General features: G+C 70.9%; 17 protein-coding genes. 9 read left to right on the top strand and 8 right to left on the bottom strand.

Annotation, left to right across the window (positions count from 1 at the left end; translation table 11 throughout):
• The first annotated feature begins 219 nt into the window (after positions 1-219).
• Positions 220-546: a carboxymuconolactone decarboxylase family protein gene (locus tag RPQ07_RS19480; protein ID WP_313945446.1), complete on the top strand. Its 327-nt coding sequence runs from the start codon at positions 220-222 to the stop codon at positions 544-546.
• Positions 547-646: 100 nt separating this feature from the next.
• Here the strand turns inward: RPQ07_RS19480 and RPQ07_RS19475 are convergent, their stop codons facing one another.
• On the bottom strand, positions 647-925 hold the full coding sequence (locus RPQ07_RS19475) for a GlsB/YeaQ/YmgE family stress response membrane protein (RefSeq protein ID WP_313945445.1): 279 nt from the start codon (positions 923-925) through the stop codon (positions 647-649).
• Positions 926-1,476: 551 nt separating this feature from the next.
• On the opposite strand from RPQ07_RS19475, the gene sigK reads away from it, so the two are divergent.
• Positions 1,477-2,001 (top strand): ECF RNA polymerase sigma factor SigK, encoded by a 525-nt coding sequence (gene sigK / locus RPQ07_RS19470; protein WP_313948949.1) that lies wholly within the window; start codon positions 1,477-1,479, stop codon positions 1,999-2,001.
• Entirely contained in the window at positions 1,998-2,738 is a 741-nt protein-coding gene (locus RPQ07_RS19465; protein WP_313945444.1) for an anti-sigma factor, read from the top strand. Before sigK ends, RPQ07_RS19465 begins: the two co-directional genes overlap by 4 nt.
• A gap of 194 nt (positions 2,739-2,932) precedes the next feature.
• On the opposite strand, the gene RPQ07_RS19460 is transcribed toward RPQ07_RS19465, so the two are convergent.
• From RPQ07_RS19460 to RPQ07_RS19445, 4 genes are all read right to left on the bottom strand, one after another.
• A complete protein-coding gene (locus RPQ07_RS19460; protein ID WP_313945443.1) occupies positions 2,933-3,580 on the bottom strand; it encodes a fasciclin domain-containing protein in 648 nt (215 codons plus the stop codon).
• A gap of 85 nt (positions 3,581-3,665) precedes the next feature.
• A complete protein-coding gene (locus tag RPQ07_RS19455; RefSeq protein WP_313945442.1) occupies positions 3,666-5,234 on the bottom strand; it encodes a molybdopterin-dependent oxidoreductase in 1,569 nt (522 codons plus the stop codon).
• An 855-nt stretch (positions 5,235-6,089) separates the two neighbouring features.
• Positions 6,090-7,064, bottom strand: a complete 975-nt coding sequence (locus RPQ07_RS19450; protein WP_313945441.1) for an alpha/beta hydrolase — start codon at positions 7,062-7,064, stop codon at positions 6,090-6,092.
• 205 nt (positions 7,065-7,269) lie between these two features.
• Complete coding sequence (locus RPQ07_RS19445) at positions 7,270-7,755, bottom strand: hypothetical protein (protein ID WP_313945440.1); 486 nt, start codon at positions 7,753-7,755, stop codon at positions 7,270-7,272.
• 650 nt (positions 7,756-8,405) lie between these two features.
• On the opposite strand from RPQ07_RS19445, the gene RPQ07_RS19435 reads away from it, so the two are divergent.
• A complete protein-coding gene (locus tag RPQ07_RS19435; RefSeq protein WP_313945439.1) occupies positions 8,406-9,227 on the top strand; it encodes a maleylpyruvate isomerase family mycothiol-dependent enzyme in 822 nt (273 codons plus the stop codon).
• Between the two features lie 92 nt (positions 9,228-9,319).
• On the opposite strand, the gene RPQ07_RS19430 is transcribed toward RPQ07_RS19435, so the two are convergent.
• Complete coding sequence (locus RPQ07_RS19430; protein ID WP_313945438.1) at positions 9,320-10,900, bottom strand: MFS transporter; 1,581 nt, start codon at positions 10,898-10,900, stop codon at positions 9,320-9,322.
• 132 nt (positions 10,901-11,032) lie between these two features.
• Here RPQ07_RS19430 and RPQ07_RS19425 point away from each other — a divergent pair, with 132 nt between their 5' ends.
• Positions 11,033-11,779, top strand: a complete 747-nt coding sequence (locus tag RPQ07_RS19425; RefSeq protein ID WP_313945437.1) for a TetR/AcrR family transcriptional regulator — start codon at positions 11,033-11,035, stop codon at positions 11,777-11,779.
• Positions 11,780-11,950: 171 nt separating this feature from the next.
• Here RPQ07_RS19425 and wrbA read toward each other — a convergent pair whose 3' ends face one another.
• A complete protein-coding gene (gene wrbA, locus RPQ07_RS19420; RefSeq protein ID WP_313945436.1) occupies positions 11,951-12,562 on the bottom strand; it encodes an NAD(P)H:quinone oxidoreductase in 612 nt (203 codons plus the stop codon).
• Between the two features lie 201 nt (positions 12,563-12,763).
• On the opposite strand from wrbA, the gene RPQ07_RS19415 reads away from it, so the two are divergent.
• From RPQ07_RS19415 to RPQ07_RS19405, 3 genes are all read left to right on the top strand, one after another.
• Complete coding sequence (locus tag RPQ07_RS19415; protein ID WP_313945435.1) at positions 12,764-13,384, top strand: helix-turn-helix domain-containing protein; 621 nt, start codon at positions 12,764-12,766, stop codon at positions 13,382-13,384.
• 92 nt (positions 13,385-13,476) lie between these two features.
• Positions 13,477-14,064, top strand: a complete 588-nt coding sequence (locus RPQ07_RS19410; RefSeq protein ID WP_313945434.1) for an HhH-GPD-type base excision DNA repair protein — start codon at positions 13,477-13,479, stop codon at positions 14,062-14,064.
• A gap of 163 nt (positions 14,065-14,227) precedes the next feature.
• The gene (locus RPQ07_RS19405; RefSeq protein WP_313948948.1) at positions 14,228-15,763 is read left to right on the top strand and encodes a M28 family metallopeptidase; all 1,536 of its coding nucleotides are present in this window, start codon (positions 14,228-14,230) and stop codon (positions 15,761-15,763) included.
• 73 nt (positions 15,764-15,836) lie between these two features.
• On the opposite strand, the gene RPQ07_RS19400 is transcribed toward RPQ07_RS19405, so the two are convergent.
• Positions 15,837-17,414: a helicase HerA-like domain-containing protein gene (locus RPQ07_RS19400; RefSeq protein ID WP_313945433.1), complete on the bottom strand. Its 1,578-nt coding sequence runs from the start codon at positions 17,412-17,414 to the stop codon at positions 15,837-15,839.
• Between the two features lie 117 nt (positions 17,415-17,531).
• On the opposite strand from RPQ07_RS19400, the gene RPQ07_RS19395 reads away from it, so the two are divergent.
• Positions 17,532-17,828 carry a type II toxin-antitoxin system VapB family antitoxin gene (locus RPQ07_RS19395; RefSeq protein ID WP_003955420.1) on the top strand — a complete coding sequence of 99 codons (297 nt, stop codon included), beginning with the start codon at positions 17,532-17,534 and terminating at the stop codon, positions 17,826-17,828.
• The last annotated feature ends 26 nt before the right edge of the window (positions 17,829-17,854 follow it).

Genomic DNA, 17,854 nt, shown 5'->3' with positions numbered 1-17,854 from the left:
CGGCCGGAGCCCGCCGCGGCGTATCACGTGCCATGCGCACGGCGCGGATGAGTTCTAGGGTTGAAGGGAATCCCGACGCTCGCGCCCACCGAATCGACATCGGCATCGGACCGGATCCGACGTCGAATCCGACCTCTGACAGCGGACATTCGCTCCTTCCGCCGCGCTTTCCTCCGTCGGGACACACATTCACGGGACACACATTCAGGAGGGACAGAAATGTCCACTGCATCGGAAACCCCTGTCCTGGACACCCTCGCCGCCATGACCATCGATTCCGTCGAACGCTGCGGACTGCCCCCGGACATGCTCCTGCTGACCCGCATCGCGGCCCTCGCAGCCTCCGATGCCCCGCCGATCTCCTATGCGGCCCACATCGACCCGGCTCTCAGGACCGGTATCACCGCCGAACAGTTGCAGGACGTCCTCGTCGCCATCGCACCCATCGTGGGCACGGCCCGTGTGATGACGGCGGCAGGAAACCTCACCGCGGCACTCGGCATCGCCATCGCCGTTGCCGACGCGGAGATCCAGGCCCAGGGCTGAGAACGGACGCCCCGGCCGGGGTGTCGCAGGCCTCGCGCCCCGCACGGCGCGGCCCCCGCCCGAGAAGGGCGGGGGCCGCTTGCGCGTCCGCTGTGCGAGGTCAGGCGTGCCGGTGCGAGCGGCGGTTGCCCGTGATGAGGCGGTAGAGGACGAGCAGGATGAGCGAGCCCACGACGGCCGCGACCCACGTGGAGAGATCGAAGAAGCCGTCGATGGAGTCGACGCCGAAGATGACCTTGCCGAGCCAGCCTCCGAGAAGGCCGCCGGCGATGCCGATGAGCATCGTGATGATGATGCCGCCGGGGTCCTTGCCAGGCATCAGAGCCTTGGCGATCATGCCGGCGAGCAAACCGATGAGTATCCAGGCGATGATGCCCATGTGTGATCCCCTGCCCCTCGAAGTAATTCACTGTTCGATTACCGCGTGCGCCGAGAATGGCGATTCAAACCTCGCCGACTCATGAGCGGGCGGGGTGACTCCGTTTTCACGGCCGGGTGCCCGGCAAAAGGGCCCGGCGGCCCCCCGGATCCGTACCGGCCCGCCCTCCTCGGTCCGTGACTGCCGTCGGTCGGCGACCCGGCCGGACACGGCGCGGTGCTCGCCTCTCGTACGCCGCTCGTACGGCTCTCGTACGGCTCTCGTACGGCGCTCCTACGACGCCGGCGTCCCGCGCCGTCGCACATCGGCTGACCTGCGCGCTCGCACCCCGCCCGCACCCACCGGCCCGTGACGCACCGGCCGGGCCGTGGACCAATCCCTCTTCGCTCCGGTGACGAACCAGTAATGACCAGCAATGACATAGACCGCGAAAACGCCCCATGAGCCATCCACGGCACCATCGAGCAGGTCAGTGAGGAATCCAGGTGCAATCCGCCGACCGCGGACAGGAAACCGGGCAGCCGTCGACACAGCGCGATCTCGACGCGCTGATGATCCGGACAGCCCAAGGAGATCATGACGCGTTCGCCCGGGTGTACGACCTGGTCAGCGCGCCCGTCATGGGAATGGTGCGCCAGGTACTGCGGAATCCGGCCCAGTCCGAGGAGGTGACCCAGGACGTGCTCGTCGAGGTGTGGCGGACCGCGGCCCGGTTCGAGCCCGAACGCGGCAGCGCGAAGAACTGGATCATGACCCTGGCCCACCGCCGGGCGGTGGACCGGGTGCGAGCCGTGCAGGCGAGCGTCGACCGCGAGTACAAGGCGGCGCTGCTGGACCGGACCACCCCCTTCGACGAGGTGACGGAACACGTCGAGACGCGTCTGGAGTGGCAGCAGGTACGCCGCTGCGTACGGACTCTCACGGACATCCAGCGAGAGGCCGTCACCCTCGCCTACTACAAGGGGCTGACCTACAAGCAGGTGGCCGAGGCGCTCTCGCTCCCTCTGGGCACGGTCAAGACCCGGCTGAGGGACGGGCTCATCCGCCTGCGCGACTGCCTGGGGGTGACGGCATGACCACGGCCGACCTGCACACGGCCACCGGCGCCTATGTGCTGCACGCACTGCCCGAGGACGAACGGGCGGCCTTCGAGACGCACCTGGCCGCCTGCGAGGCATGCCGGCAGGAGGTCGCCGAGCTCCGGGCCACGGCCGCCCGGCTGGGTCTGGCCGTCGCCGTCACGCCTCCCGACGCGATGAGGGACAGCGTGCTGCGGCGCACGGCGGGCACCCGTCAGGAGTTCAAGCTGCTGACGAGCGAACGGATGCGACGGCCCGCCCAGCGGCTCCCCCGCCTCGTCATGGCGGCCTGCGTGGCGGCCGCGGCGGCCTTCGGCGGCATCGCCGTGTGGCAGCACGAGGAGGCGGACAGCGCACGGACCGCGGCGCGCCAGGCCGAGGAACGGGAGGCGAGTGTCGCGGATGTGCTGGCGGCACCCGACGCCCGCCTTCAGACGCGTGCCCTGTCCGGCGGGGCCACCGCCACGGTCGCCGTCTCGCGCAGCGAGGACGCCGCGGCGCTGGTCGTCGCGGGACTGCCGGAACTGCCGGCGGACAAGGTGTACGAAGCCTGGTACGCCGGGAGCGGCAATCCGCGTCCGGCCGGACTGCTGCAGAGCGCGTCGGGCAGGCAACTCACCCTGCTCGACGGACCGGTGGGCGACGCGACCGCCGTGGCGGTCACCGTCGAGCCGGCCGGGGGCTCTCCGCAGCCCACGACCGTGCCGCTCGGCGCGATCACCCTCCCCGCCTGAGCCGGGGCCGGACAGCAGTACACGCGGCGGGCACCGGGACAGTCCCGGTGCCCGCCGCGTGCGTACGGGTGGACGATGCCGGTCGACCGGTCGTCACGCTCACCGCCGGGCGCCCCCGGCCCCACCGCAACGCGCCGGGGCGACCCCTCAGAGGCCGCCCCGGTCGCTTCCGCCTGCCCCGTGGGCAGTTGCCGCTACTTCGGCATCAGTACGGTGTCCACGATGTAGACCGTGGCGTTGGCGGTGGGCACATTGCCGCAGACCACGTTCGAGGCGTCGTTCACCTTGTACGCCTCTCCCGAGCCGGCCGTCGTGAGCCGGGTCTTCTCGAGGGTGGCGTAGGAACCGCTATCGAGCTGCTGCGGAGTGAGCTTCTGGCCCACGACGTGATAGGTCAGGATCTTGGTGAGCATCGCCTTGTCGGCGAGGACCTTGTCCAGGTCGGCCTTCGGGATCTTGGCGAAGGCGTCGTTGGTCGGGGCGAACACCGTGATGTTCTCGGCGTTGTTGAGGGTGTCGACCAGACCCGCCTTCTTCACCGCGGCCACCAGGGTGGACAGCGCCGGGTTGTTGGAGGCGGCGGTCGCGACCGGGTCCTTGGCCATGCCGTCGAAGCTGCCCGCCCCGTCCTTCGGCACCGACGCGCAGGCAGGGCCGAACGGGCCGTCCGCCGTGGCGGCGTCGTCGGCGGGCATCGACTTCTCCGTCGACGGAGCCGCCGTGGACGCCTTGTCGGAGGCGGATCCGGAGCTGTCGTCGCCGCCGCAGGCGGTCAGGGTCAGAGGCAGGGCCGCGGCGGCGGCCACGGCGACGGCGGCACGACGGAAGCGCAGAGCGTTCATGATGTCTCCTTGAGTGTTCGCATAGTGACGTTGTGTCACCAACGGAGGGGTTGAGGAACCTGGGGGCAGGCCCGGGGGTGCCGGTTCAGTCGACGGTGACGACCACCGAGTGCCGGCCGCTCGCTCCATCGGGGATGGTGCGGGCACGTCTGTCGGTCTGGACTTCGCCCGTCCGGTCGGTGGCGCGGACGGTGAGGGTGTGGCTGCCCGGCGTGGCCTTCCACGGGTAGGACCACTGCCGCCAGGTGTCCGTGGTGGCCTGCGCGGCGAGGTCGGCGGGACGCCAGGGGCCGTCGTCGACACGGATCTCGACCCGGTCGATGCCGCGATGCTGGGCCCAGGCGACACCGGCGACCATGACGGTGCCTGCCGCGGGCCGGGCGAACGGCTTGGGGGTGTCGATCCGCGACTGGGTCTTGATGGGGGCCTTACGGGCCCACTTCCGCTTCACCCAGTAGGGGTCGTAGTCGGCGAACGTGGTGAGTTCGATGTCCTCGATCCACTTGCAGGCCGACACGTATCCGTACAGGCCGGGGACGATCATGCGGACCGGGAACCCGTGGGCGAGCGGCAGCGGTTCGCCGTTCATCCCGACCGCGAGCATCGCGTCACGGCCGTCCATCACGTCGTCGACCGGCGTGCCGAGCGTCATGCCGTCCACCGACCGGGCGACGAGCTGGTCGGCGGGGCCGCCCCGGCGTGGCGGCCTGACGCCCGCCTCGCGCAGCAGGTCGGCCAGACGCACCCCGATCCAGCGGGCGTTGCCCACGTACGGGCCGCCGACCTCGTTGGACACGCACGTCAGGGTGATGTCGCGTTCGATCAACTCCCGTGCCAGCAGATCCTGGAACGTGTACGTGACCGGGCGCGTGACGCCCTTTCCGTGGATACGCAGCCGCCAGCGGGTCGCGTCGACCTTCGGGACCACCAGCGCGGTGTCCACCCGGTAGAAGTCCTTGTTGGGCGTGGAGAACGGGCTGATGCCCGGTGCCCGCAGCCAGGCACCGGCCGGGACGGCAGCAGCCGGGGACGCCGCGGCCGGGAGGTTCACCGCGGCGCGTGAGGCGACTGCGTCCTTCCCCCGCGAGGTGTTGAGGCCGCGGCCGAGGGCTCCGGCGCCGGCCGAGACGAGAGCGGCCGCGCCCGCGGTGGCGAGGAACCCCCGCCGGTCCCACCCGAGTTCGGCACCGGCATCGGCTGCTTCGCGGCGGGCCGTGAGCCGTCCGACGAGGACGTACAACAGCGCCGCCCCCGCGACGGCGCCGACGAACGAGGGAAGCCCGTCCACCGCTCCGGTCGAGTCGGGGCGGCCGACGGCCGCGGCCGCACCCACCACGCCGAAGAGCAGCACACCGGCCGACCCCACGCGCCGGAAGCGCAGCGCGACGAGTCCGAGCACCAGGGCGAGGGCGGCGAGCGTGGCCAGGATCCCCAGCTGGAGGACGAGTTTGTCGTTCGTCCCGAAGCTGCGGATCGCCCAGTCCTTGAGGCCCGCGGGTGTCCGGTCGATGGCCGCTCCGCCCACCGCGGTCACCGGTCCGGCCTCGGGCCTGACGGCGGCCGAGACCAACTCGGCGACGGCGAGCGCCGCACAGCCGGCGAGCAGGCCGCTCACCGCGGCCAACCCGTTCCGGCAGATGTTCGTCCTGGTCATCGTCACAAACACAGTTCGGAACCAGGACGGCGGGCGGATTGGTGCATCACTCAGTCGAATGAAGATCGTTCGATCGCCGCGGCGGGAGAGGGGGCTGCGGCGCGAGCCCGTGCGGCGATCGAGGCCATGCCCGCAGGGCGGGCGGGACGGCCCCGGGCGGGAGTCACTTCGAGGCCCGGGCTCGTTGCGGGGCTCCGCCCCGAACCCCGCGCCTCAAACGCCGGCGAGGCTGGACTTACCGGGCCCTCCCCGGCGAAAGCCGAAGAGCCTGCTGCCGACAAGGACGTTCACCCTCAGTTCGGCCCGCGATCGAGGACAACCCCGCAGGACGCGCGAGACAGTCCCGGGCCGGGGGGTCGCCTCAAAGCCCGGGCCCATTGCGGGGCCCCGCCCCGAACCCGCGGCTCCAACCCCGGCAAGGCTGGATCCGGCCGGGCGGGGCCGTGGTGGACCGGGCGGGTGATGTTCTCTCAGGCGACCAAGCTCCGGGCGGCCCGGTTCCGAATCGATGGTGGCGGGAGGGGTCGCGAGCGGCGGCCACTGCCACCGACCGCACCGGCAGACCTGGGACGCTGCCGATGCGGGACCGCCCGGCTCCGGAGGGGGACCCCTGGCGCCGGGCGGCACCCTGTTCCCTCGTACGAACAGCCCACGTGCGACCGATCCGCGTACGAACGGTCCGCTTACGACCGGCCCGCGTACGAACGGTCCGCGTACGAACGGTCCGCGTACGAACGGTCCGCTTACGACCGGCTCTCGGGCGCTCGGAGCACAGTCCGGCTCATCCGGGTCCCGGCCCGCCTCGCGGCCCCGTGGGTGACGCTCGCGGCGCTCGACCCCGCCGTGGTCACGACGTCAGGACGCCCCGGCGAACGCGACCGTCTCCGGCTCCGCCGCGTAGGACAGCCCTTCCAGCGTCCTGTCGGTGCAGAAACGCGTCACCAGGTCCGCGAAGTCGGCGATGCGTTCCACCGGCGCGAGATGGTCCGTCTCGTCGATGGTCATGAACCGGCCCGCCGGCAGACACGCGGCCACGTCGCGGCCCATGGCGGGTGTGGTCAGCGTGTCGTGCTCGCCCGTGACGACCAGGCTGGGGATGTGCGGCACCGGCTCGGGCCGGTACCACTCGTGGCGCATCAGACGGGTGTTGTGCTCCGCCGACTTCCGCAGCTGTTCGGGGCTCTGCGAGGCGATCTGCTGGTGGACCAGGCGGGCCACGGCGGCGTGCTTGCGGACGCGGCCCGTGCCGGGCGGAGACATGAAGCGGTCGGCCAGTTCGCGGGCGATCGTCTCCGTCCGCCCCTCCCGGATCATGCCGTCCCAGCGCACCATGGCCGCGGCGTAGTCGTCCGGGATCCTCGTCGTCATACCGACGAGCATCAGCCGGGCGACGTGGTGGGGGTAGTGCTGGGCGAACCGCAGACCGATGGCACCGCCGTAGCAGGCGCCCACGAGATGGACCCGGGGCAGCTCCAGCGAGTCGAGGAGGTCCCGTACGGCCGCGGCGAGGAAGTCGATGCCGTACGTCGCCGGAAGGAAGTCGGCGCTGCCGTAGCCAGGGAGATCCACGGTGATGACGGAATGCGCGTGCGAGAGCCACTTCTCGTGGCGCGTCCAGGAGAAGCGGTCCTGCGACGACCCGCCCAGCACCAGAATGGGCTCGGCATCGGGACGCGCGCCTCGCGCGACACGGCACGTGTAGCGGAAGCCCGCGAAGGTGAAGTCCTGTTCCTCCACCGGCCGTTCGGCACAGCCACTGTCGGAGACCTGGCCGGGGACGGCGTTCACACCGGGCACGGGCGGATGGGTATTGATGGTGTCTGCGGCCACAGAAGGACTCCCAGGCAGGTCGAGAAGGCAGGGCTAGTCGCTAACGGCATTCCGTGGTCACCGGTTGCGGATATCCCGTGGGAACTGGTGAGTTACGGGTGCACCGCCGACGGGACCGCCCCTCCCGGACCGGAACGGGGACGGGGACGGGCCTGCCACGGCGAAATGTTCCTGTGTACGCGCGAGTTGACCCGACCCGCCGTCGTCATCGGCCGTACGCCCCGCGGCACAGCTCCGTGAGCGACGGATCGGCGATGCCGTCGGAGATCGCGCACAGGCTGCGCATGTCGTACGTCTGCCGGGGGCGCGGGGCCCGGACGACCGGGCGCGGCCGCCGGGGCCGTGGGGGCTGGGCACGTCGTTCGGCCGCGGGCCGGGCGCGCCTCGCCGGTGGCTCCTGTGCCCCGCGGCGCGGAGCCGACACCGGCCGGTCCTCGGGGTGTTGGCGTGCCGGAGCCCCGGTGGCCGCCGCGCCCGGTCCGGTCACCGCGAGCGTCTCGCGCACGGGCGCCTGGGTCGGGCGGTGGCGTGGGTTCACGGGCTCCGTCGGCCGTGGTTCCAGGGGTGCCGTCGACCGGTCGCCCGCCGGCGCCAGACCCGGGGTACCCGGTTTCCCGGTATGGGGCACGGCAACGCAGCCGGTCGAGGCCGCGAGCACGGCCAGGGCGATGAACGTGATCCGCAGACGCATCCGACCACTCTCCCGCCGGGAGAGCCTGCCTGCGAGGACACGCGGGCAGGACCACCGGCACGAGTGATCACCTGCGCGCATCCCTGACGCGGCGGGTGTCGCGAGCCGGCACGTCACGTTCGCGGAACGAGTCGCGAGCCGGCACATCCCGATCCCGTGCCTGGTCCCGATCTCGATCCCGATCCCGTGCCTGTTCCCGTGCCTGTGACTGTTCCCTTGCCTGTCGGCGAAGCTCGACCCGGGCCGCCGGTGACCGGCCGCGCTCGGTCTCCCAGTACGGGTGCCACAGGACGCGCACCGACAGTCTCAGCAGGCGGCGGCGCAACGTCGTGCAGTGCGGTGCACCCTCTGCGAGCTGCGCATATGTGCGGTTCCAGTCGCGCTGGGCCTGCACCAGGTCGGACGGGAAAGCGGTGTGGGCCATAGCTCGAATTCAATCATATGTTCGATTCTTTGGTCATCCGGAACCCCACCACCGGCGGGTCGCCCCAGCACCCTCCTCGTCGTGACCGAGACCTTGTCGTCGTGCCCGCGACCTGGTTGTCTACCGCGGGCGATCTCCAACAGGTTCGCCGGCGGAACCGTGCGATCCGCCGTGGAAGTCCGCCACGGAAGTCCTCCGTGGATGAGGGACCGGGACCGGGAGAGCCGTGACAGGGACAACAGGGCATGAGATACACGGCGCGCTTCCCGAGGGGCTCGCCGACGCGATACGCGACACCGCCGAGGACATCGCCGCCCTGCTGCGCGGGGTCAGCGACACCGGCGTCCCGGTACCTGACTCGCAGTGGAGCCTCGGAGCCGCAGCCGCCCATCTCGCGCAGGCCAACGAGCTGATGGCCGACATAGCGGCGGGGCGGGAGCGCAGTCACGGCGACGGCACACCGCAGAGCCTGGCGGCCGCCAACGAACACGCGCTCGCCGCATTCGCCGAGCGGGACGCCGCTCCCCTGGCCGCGATGATCGTGGAGCAGGCCGCCGCCTTCCTCGACGCCGCGGACCGGAACTCCCCCGACGAGATCGTCTTCACCCCGCTCGGCCCGATGAGCCGGGCGGAACTGGGTTCGTACCTGCTGACGCACATGCTCGGCCACGGCTACGACGTGGCCCGCGCCCTCGGCCGTCCGCACATGATCGACCGGGCGCGGGTCGGGCTGACCCTGCCTTTCCTGATGGTGGCCATGCCGCGGGTGGTCGACGGTGCCACGGCCGCCGGGCTGAGCGCCGCGTACACGATCCGCCTGTGGGGAGGCGCCCGCTTCGGCGTGACCTTCACCGACGGCAGCGCTGCGGTGGAGGCCCGGACGCCCGGCCGCCCGGACTGCACCATCCTCACCGAGCCGGTGACCTTCCTGCTCATGGCCCTCGGGCGCTGCGACCCGCGGGGCGCCATCGCCCGGGGCCGGGTGCTGGCCTGGGGCCGCAGGCCCTGGCTCGCTCCCCGTTTCCCGGAGCTCTTCACGGCTCCCTGAAGCGCCGCCCGGTCCGGACGACCCGGACCACACCGAAGGCCCCGAACGGCGAACCGTCGGGGCCTTCTCCATCGAGCCGTCCGTGCCGGACCTCAGCCGGCCGTCTGCCCGGCCGTCCCCTCCAGCGCCCCGTCCTTCACCGAGGCGTCCTTCACCGCGTCGTCCTTCACGGCATCGTCCCCGCCACCGGTCTGCGCATCGGGCGTACGCCCCCGCATCAGAAGCAGCGCCAGCACCGCCGCGGCCAGCACACCAGCGACTCCGACCACGAAGCTGGCGGACATCGCGTCCGTGAAGGCGTCCCGGGCGGAGTCGAGCAGTCCGGCGTCACCGGTGCGGCCGGCCACGGCGAGCGCGTCGCCGATCGACTCCCGCGCCTGCTCGGGCGCCGAACCGGGCATCGAGCCGGTGTAGGTGCTCGACAGGACCGCGCCCATGATGGCCACGCCCAGGGCCGCACCCGCCTGCTGAATCGTGTCGTTGAGCGCCGACCCGACGCCGGCGTGCTCCTGAGGCACCGCGCCCATCAGCGCCGCGATCGCCGCGGGCATCGCCAGTCCGCTGCCCGCTCCCATGAGGACCATCGCGGCGGCCAGCATCCCGAACCCGTCGTCCGTGGACAGGGTCGTGAGCACGCCGAAGCCGGACGCGACGACGATCAGACCCATGACCGCGACGGCGCGGTTGCCCAGCTTCTGCACCAGCGAGGCGCCGAGCACGTTGAACAGCAGCGCGGCGACGGCCAGCGGGGTGAAGGCGAGACCGGTCTCGGTGGGCGAGTACTCCAGCACGAACTGGAGGAACTGGGTGAGCACCAGCATCAGTCCGCCGTTGGCGAAGGTCAGCAGGACGAGCGAGAAGCTGGACCCGGTGAAGACGCGATCACGGAACAGGGAGAGCGGCACCATCGGGGAGGGGGCGCGCATCTCCCAGTACGCGAACCCGCCCAGGCACAGCACCGTGACGGCGAGCGAGGTCAGCGTGGCCGGGTCGGTGAGGCCCAGCTTCGGCAGCTCGATGATCGTCCAGACCAGGGCGACCATGCCGGCCATCGAGAGCACCATGCCGAGCGGATCGGCCTTGCGCCAGGGGCCCTTGGACTCCGGCATCAGCGCCACGGCCGCGATGATCGCGAGCGCCGCGATGGGGATGTTGATGAGGAAGACCGCGCCCCACCAGAACTTGGCGATCAGGACACCGCCGAGAACGGGACCGCCGACCAGGCCGATCATCGCCACACCGCTCCAGGCCGCGATGGCCTTGGGCCGCTCGGCCTCGTCGAAGACCGTGATCAGGATCGACAGGGTGCTCGGCATGATCAGGGCACCGCCGACACCCATCATCACGCGGGCGGCGATGAGCTGTTCAGGACTGCCGGCCCAGGTGGCGAGCACCGACGCCGCCCCGAACAGCGCCAGGCCGATGATCATGACCTTCCGGCGCCCGAAGCGGTCGGACAGGCTGCCCGAGGTGAGCAGCAGACCGGCGAAGACCAGCATGTACGAGTCGATGATCCACTGGATGTCCTGCGCGCTCGCCCCGAGGTCCTCGGTGATCGGAGGGACCGCCACCGTGAGCACCATGTTGTCGATGACCAGCACCAGCGTGCTGAGGCAGAGCACGATCAGGATGAGCCAGCGCCGTGGGTGGCGTTCGGGGCGTTCGGTCTCCATCGTCCAGCCTTTCCGAGTCCGTCCATACGTCGTTCGCTACTCCGAACACTGTACGGCTGACGCACGGCGTACGCAAGACGCACATCGTTCGTGCGCTGGGCTATCCTGGCGGCGAGACGAAGAGGAGACCGGATGTCAGCGGAGAAGCAGCAGGTCCAGTCGGTGTGGACGCGGCCCCAGCGGCAGCGGCGGGAACAGCCGGCCCTGAGCCGCGACCAGATCGTGTCCGTGGCACTCGAACTGCTGGACACCGAAGGGCTCGACGCCCTGAGCATGCGCAAGCTCGGCACCCGACTGAACGCCGGCGCCACGTCGATGTACACCTACGTGGCCAACAAGGACGAGCTGTTCGAGCTGGTCGTGGACCAGGTCTACGGCGAGATCGAGGTGCCGGCCGCCGACGACCCCGCGGACTGGCGCGCGGCCACCACACGCTGCGCCCACAGCCTCCGCTCGACCTTCCTGCAGCACCCCTGGATCGTCTCGGTGCTCGGCGAGGTGGGCGTGGCCTATCTGGGCCCGAACATGATGCGGCTCTCCGACGCCCTGCTCGGCGTGCTGGAGGACGGCGGCTTCTCGCTGGAGGCGGCGGACCGGGGCGTGAGCACGGTATTCGCGTACGTCATCGGGGTGTCGACCACCGAGGCGGCATGGCTGACGACGGTCAAGCGCAGCGGCCGCGCCGAACAGGATCTGATGGAGAGCCTGCTGCCCGCCGCCGAACAGGCGGTCCAGGGCCACCCCCGGCTGCGGAGGCTGTACGCGGCCCAGCGGGACGCGAACGCCAACGGCGCGCGCAACGACGGCTTCGAGGACGGACTCCAGTGCGTACTGGACGGCCTGGAGGCCCGGTTGGGACGCGGGGGCGGCGCGGGCTGAGGGACGGACCGGCCGTCACGGCCGCGCCGGGGCGCATCACGACCGCTGCCCCCGGTCCGCGTGCGAACCGGGGGCAGGATCCGTGGGACGGGCCCTGGGCGTGGGCGAACCGCCCTCCGCGCAGAGGAGCGAGCCGCGCGCTCCGCGCGTCGGCCGGCTTCGGGCGCCGCGTCAGGCGGTCGGCGTGCCGGTCAGCAGCCGGCCCGTGATGTCGGCGAGACGCCGGCCCTGGTAGCGCGCGGCTTCCAGGATGTTCTCGCCGGGCTCACCCGCGCCCGAGGCGTGTGCCGTGCCGTACGGGTTGCCGGTGGCGGCGGAGACGGCCGGGTCGGTGTAGCCGGGGGAGACGATCAGCGAGCCCCAGTGGTGCAGCGTGTTGTAGAGCGCCAGCAGCGTCGACTCGTTCCCGCCGTGCACATTGGCGGCGGAGACGAAGGCGGTGGCGGGCTTGTCGATGAACGCACCCTGGGCCCACAGCCCGCCGGTGCCGTCGATGAACTGCTTGAGCTGGGCCGCGACACTGCCGAAGCGGGTCGGCGTACCGAAGGCGTAGGCGTCGGCCCAGGTCAGGTCGTCGTGGGTGGCGACCTCGATGTCCTTGGTGGCCTCGACGTGCTCGCGCCAGGCGGGGTTGGAGTCGATCGCGGCGTCGGGCGCGAGTTCGGGCGCACGGCGCAGACGGACCTCCGCGTCCGCCTTCTCGGCCCCCTCGGCGACGGCCTGCGCGAGCTGGTGCACATTGCCGGTGGAGGAGTAGTAGATGACGGCGATCTTGGTGGCCATGAGGGGGTCCCCTTCCGAGGAACAAGGCTCTTTCCGTGGGCAGGCGCTCCGGGGAGACGCACGCTGCGGGACGGCACACGGGCCGCCGCAGAGAAACGGATGATTATCCGTTTCGTTCGCCGCCCACGCTAAACGGACAGCTATCCAGTTTTCAAGTACGGTCCGGGACCGGCCGGAAACCTGTCCGATACGCTCGGTGCCATGGGAGTGCCACACCGCACCGAGCTGCCGCTCGCCGACCGGCAGCCGCCCGTCGAGCGCGCGGACGCGGCGCGCAACCGGCTCAGAATCCTTCGGGCGGCGTCCGCGATCGTGGCCGAGAAGGGCCCCGAGGCACTCACCATGAACGCCGTCGCCCAGGCTTCCGGCATCGGCGTGGGCACGGTCTACCGCCGCTTCGGCGACGTGGCCCAGCTGCTGAACGCGCTGCTGGACGAGCGGGAGAAGCAGTTCCAGGCGGCGTTCCTCGGCGGTCCGCCCCCGCTCGGCCCCGGCGCACCGCCGGCCGAGCGGCTGCACGCCTTTCTGCACGCCCTGGCCGACCGCGTCATCGACCAGCGGGAGATGCTGGTCGCCGGAGAGACGGCGTCACCGTGCGGGCGGTACACGAGCGGCCCCTACACGACCATGCACACCCATGTGGCGATGCTCGTCACCGAGCTGCGGCCGCAGGCCGACGCCGCCCTCCTCGCCCATCTGCTGCTCGCACCCTTCGCACCGAGCCTGCTGGACCACCTCTCGCGGGGCCAGGGGCGTACGGCACGGCAGATCACGGACGCGGTGGACGAGCTCCTCGCGACGGGCGGACTGCTCCAGGGGTAAGGGCTGTCCCGTTCGACAAGCGTGTCCGCCGGACGGCGCCCCGGACGCCCTGCTCACTGGCGGCCCGCCGCGCCCGGAGAGATCATCGGGACATGAGCCCCACCATTCATCTCTCCCAGCAACCCGAGGCCGACGAACTGCTCGGCCGCAGTCCGCTCGCCGCTCTCGTCGGGATGCTGCTCGACCAGCAGGTTCCGATGGAATGGGCGTTCTCCGGCCCGTACACCATCGCCCGGCGGATGGGCGCGGACGACCTGGACGCCGCCGCGATCGCCGCGTACGACCCCGAGGCCTTCGCCGAGCTGCTGAAGGAGAAACCCGCGGTCCACCGCTACCCGGGAAACATGGCCAAGCGCGTGCAGGTGCTCTGTCAGTACCTGGTCGACGAGTACGGCGGTGACGCGAGCGCGGTGTGGCAGGACGTGCAGAGCGGCGCGGAGCTGCTGGGCCGGCTGAAGGCGCTGCCCGGGTTCGGCGAGCAGAAGGCGAAGATCTTCCTGGCGCTGCTCGGCAAGCAGTACGACGTCCGGCCCACGGGGTGGCGGGAGGCCGCCGGCGCGTACGGCGAGCAGGGCTCCTACCGCTCCGCCGCCGACATCACGGGACCCGATTCCCTGGCCAAGGTGCGGGCGCACAAGCAGGAGATGAAGGCGGCGGCGAAGGCGGCCAAGGGAGACTGATCATCGGCGTGTTGAAGCGGATCCCTCCACTCCTGGTGCCAATGAGATGAATTGCGACGTGAGTTGAGGCACATCCGTTCACAGAACTGCCGTGCGTCGCTAACTTCCCTTCCACCTGTCCACACCGGGAAGGATCTCTGTGAAGGCATCCCGTCGCAGAGCCGTGGCCACCATGGCCGCAGCCGCACTCGCCACCCCGCTCCTGCTGGCATCCGCATCCCCTTCCGCCGCTCATCGCCAGGACCCTGGCGCCCAGGCGGCGAAGAACGCGTCGAAGCTCGCCCAGAAGCTGGTAGGCAAGGCGTCCGCCAAGGACGCCCACAAGCATCTGGAGAAGTTCCAGCAGATAGCCGACACCACCGGCGGCCACCGGGCCGCCGGTTCGCTGGGCCACGACGCGTCCGCCGCGTACGTCTACCAGCAGATGAAGAAGTACGGCTACGACGTCTCGTACGAAGAGTTCAACTTCGTCTACACCGAGACGCAGGCCGAGAAGCTCTCCGTGGTCTCGCCCACGCCGCGCGACGTCGCGATCTCGGCGATGACGTACACCAAGTCCACCCCGGTGGGCGGCATCAAGGCCGATCTGGCCGCCGTGCCGGTGGACGAGACGACGGGCTGCGAGCCCGCCGACTACGCCTCCGGAACCTTCACCGGGAAGATCGCGCTCATCAAGCGCGGCGGCTGCACCTTCGGCGAGAAGCAGGTCGCCGCGGCCGCCGCCGGCGCGGTCGGCGCCATCGTCTACAACAACACCGAGGGCGCGCTCGCGGGCACCCTGGGCGACGTGGCCACCGGCAAGATCCCGACCGGCGGAGTCACCCAGGCGGACGGCGAGAAGCTCGTCGCCGATCTGGCCAAGGGCGCGGTGAACGTCTCCTTCGAGATCCGCCAGCTCCAGCAGAACCGCACGACCAGAAACGTGATCGCGGAGACGCGCACGGGCAACGCGGCCAACACCGTGATGCTCGGCTCGCACCTCGACTCGGTCACCGCCGGCCCCGGCATCAACGACAACGGCTCCGGCTCCGCCGGCCTGCTCGAAGTCGCCCAGGAGCTGGCCAAGGCCGAGAAGCGCCCGGCCAACAAGGTCCGCTTCGCCTGGTGGTCCGCGGAGGAGAACGGTCTGCTCGGCTCCGAGGCGTACGTCGCGAACCTCAGCGACCTCGGGAAGAAGGAGATCAAGCTCTATCTGAACTTCGACATGATCGCCTCGCCGAACTACGGGCTCTTCGTCTACGACGGCGACGACTCCGACGGCGTGGGCGCGGGCCCCGGCCCGGCGGGCTCGGCGCAGCTGGAGCGGGACATCAACACGTTCCTCGACAAGCGCGGCACCCCGCACGAGGGCACGGACTTCACCGGACGCTCGGACTACGGGCCGTTCATCGAGGTCGGCATCCCCTCCGGCGGTACGTTCACCGGCGCCGAGGGCCTCAAGACCCCGGCCCAGGCGGCGAAGTTCGGCGGCACCGCCGGTGTCGCGTACGACCCGAACTACCACGCCAAGGGTGACGACCTCAGCAACATCAACATGAAGGCGTTCGCCGTGAACATCGGCGTCATCGCCAACGCGGTCGGCACGTACGCCCACGACCTGAGCTCGCTCAGGAAGCCGGTCACCACCGTCCCGACGGAGGGCGACGCCGGCAGCGGCGGCGGTCTTCACGACGGCCACGGCCACGAGGTCACCGAGTAACGAACACCGAGCGACAAGCTCACCCAGCAGGACCGCTCCCCCGCGCCCGTCCGGGCGTGGGGGAGCGTCGTTCTCAGCGTCTGCGGCGGGCGGTACCGAACAGCGAGCGGGAGATCTCCCGGCCGAGCTGTGTGCCCACCGAGCGCGCCAGCGAGCGGAAGACCCCGCTGCCCATCACCTGACCGGCCAGCGACTCGTCCTTCCGCTGCGAGGCCTTCGGCGCCTTCGCCGCGTCCTTCGCGGCCTGCTTCGCCGCCTCCGCGTCCCGCGCCGCCGCTTCGGCCGCCGCCTCCGCCGCCTGCTGCTCGGCGGTCAGCCTCTCGTACGCCGACTCCCGGTCGACCGCCTGCGCATAGCGCGCGTACAGCGGCGAGGAGGTCACCGCCGCCTGCATCGCCGCGGCGTCGATCGGGCCCATCAGGGACTGCGGTGCCCGCAGCCGGGTCGCGGCGACGGGTGTCGGCGCTCCCTTGTCGCTCAGCACGGTGATCACGGCCTCGCCGATGCCGAGCCCGGTGAGCACCTCTTCCAGGTCGTACGCCGAGTTCGGGAAGGTCTTCACCGTCGCCTTCAATGCCTTCGCGTCGTCCGGTGTGAACGCCCGCAGCGCGTGCTGCACCCGGTTGCCGAGCTGCGCCAGCACATCGGACGGCACGTCCTTGGGTGTCTGCGTCACGAAGAAGACGCCGACCCCTTTCGAGCGAATCAGCCGCACGGTCTGCGTGATCGACTCCAGGAACGCCTTGGACGCCCCGTTGAACAGCAGATGCGCCTCGTCGAAGAAGAACACGAGCTTCGGCTTGTCCACGTCGCCGGCCTCGGGCAGATCCTCGAAGAGATCGGCGAGCAGCCACATCAGAAAGGTGGAGAACAGCTGCGGTTTGTCCTGCACCGACGGCAGCTCCAGTACGGAGACGAGACCCCGCCCGTCCGGGGCCGTCCGCAGCAGCTCGCTCGTGTCGAACTCCGGCTCGCCGAAGAACCCGCCCGCGCCCTGCTGCTCGAAGGCGGTGATCGAGCGCAGGATGACGCCCGCCGTGGCCGTCGAGAGCCCGCCGATGTTCTTCAGCTCCGCCTTGCCGGTGTCGGACACCAGGAAGGCCACCACCGCGCGCAGATCCTTGAGATCGACCAGCTCCAGGCCCTTGGAGTCCGCGTAGTGGAAGATCAGCCCGAGGGACTGCTCCTGCGTCTGGTTGAGCTGGAGCACCTTGGAGAGCAGCACCGGCCCGAAGCTCGTGACGGTCGCGCGCACGGGGATGCCGGCGCCGATGCCGCCCAGCCCGTAGAACGCGCAGGGAAAGCCCTCGGCCTGCCACTCCTGTCCGACCTGCGCGGCCCGCTCGCGCACCCTGGGGCCGTCCTGCCCGGGCGCGGAGACACCGGACACGTCGCCCTTGATGTCGGCCAGGAAGACGGGGACCCCGTTCGCGGAGAGCTGCTCGGCGATCAGCTGGAGCGTCTTGGTCTTGCCCGTGCCGGTGGCCCCGGCGACCAGTCCGTGCCGGTTGAGCATGGAGAAAGGGATACGGACCGGCGCCTGGGGCAGGCACTGCCCGTCCCAGAGCAGGGCGCCCAGCTCCAGGGCAGGGCCGTCGACGGCGTAGCCCGAGGCGATTTCCTGCGCGGGCTGCGGCACGGTCTCGGCCATGACGGACCTCGGATTTCCGGTCTGTGGCGTGCGATTTCCGGTCTGTACCGTTTTGCCCAGGATCGCATTGGGCTGCCATGGCTGCGCCCGGAGCCGCTTGCCCGGTAGGCTTTCCGTGTGATCTTCAAGCGCATCGGTAACGGGCGGCCGTATCCCGACCACGGCCGGGAAAGCACCCGGCAGTGGGCGGATGTCGCGCCGCGCCCGGTCCGCCTCGATCAGCTCGTGACGACCAAGGGTCAGCTCGATCTGGAAACGCTGCTGGCCGAGGACTCGACCTTCTACGGCGACCTCTTCGCGCATGTCGTGAAGTGGCAGGGCGACCTCTATCTCGAGGACGGCCTGCACCGCGCCGTACGCGCCGCGCTCCAGCAGCGCCAGGTGCTGCACGCCCGCGTCCTCGAACTCGGCTGACCCGCACAACTCGCCGCGAGGCGCTC

The organism is Streptomyces sp. AM8-1-1 (assembly GCF_032229325.1).
Taxonomy (GTDB): Bacteria; Actinomycetota; Actinomycetes; order Streptomycetales; family Streptomycetaceae; genus Streptomyces; species Streptomyces achmelvichensis.
Note: the sequence above shows the minus strand (reverse complement) of the source record. Positions and strands in the feature narration are given on the sequence as shown.

Bases quoted from the DNA above. Each gene is read 5' to 3' on its own strand.
- RPQ07_RS19465 (WP_313945444.1), top strand. From the start codon at position 1,998: ATGACCACGGCCGACCTGCACACGGCCACCGGCGCCTATGTGCTGCAC.
- RPQ07_RS19415 (WP_313945435.1), top strand. From the start codon at position 12,764: ATGGGAGTGCCACACCGCACCGAGCTGCCGCTCGCCGACCGGCAGCCG.
- RPQ07_RS19480 (WP_313945446.1), top strand. From the start codon at position 220: ATGTCCACTGCATCGGAAACCCCTGTCCTGGACACCCTCGCCGCCATG.
- sigK (WP_313948949.1), top strand. From the start codon at position 1,477: ATGATCCGGACAGCCCAAGGAGATCATGACGCGTTCGCCCGGGTGTAC.
- wrbA (WP_313945436.1), bottom strand. From the start codon at position 12,562: ATGGCCACCAAGATCGCCGTCATCTACTACTCCTCCACCGGCAATGTG.
- RPQ07_RS19400 (WP_313945433.1), bottom strand. From the start codon at position 17,414: ATGGCCGAGACCGTGCCGCAGCCCGCGCAGGAAATCGCCTCGGGCTAC.
- RPQ07_RS19455 (WP_313945442.1), bottom strand. From the start codon at position 5,234: ATGACCAGGACGAACATCTGCCGGAACGGGTTGGCCGCGGTGAGCGGC.
- RPQ07_RS19430 (WP_313945438.1), bottom strand. From the start codon at position 10,900: ATGGAGACCGAACGCCCCGAACGCCACCCACGGCGCTGGCTCATCCTG.
- RPQ07_RS19460 (WP_313945443.1), bottom strand. From the start codon at position 3,580: ATGAACGCTCTGCGCTTCCGTCGTGCCGCCGTCGCCGTGGCCGCCGCC.
- RPQ07_RS19475 (WP_313945445.1), bottom strand. From the start codon at position 925: ATGGGCATCATCGCCTGGATACTCATCGGTTTGCTCGCCGGCATGATC.
- RPQ07_RS19425 (WP_313945437.1), top strand. From the start codon at position 11,033: ATGTCAGCGGAGAAGCAGCAGGTCCAGTCGGTGTGGACGCGGCCCCAG.
- RPQ07_RS19410 (WP_313945434.1), top strand. From the start codon at position 13,477: ATGAGCCCCACCATTCATCTCTCCCAGCAACCCGAGGCCGACGAACTG.
- RPQ07_RS19445 (WP_313945440.1), bottom strand. From the start codon at position 7,755: ATGCGTCTGCGGATCACGTTCATCGCCCTGGCCGTGCTCGCGGCCTCG.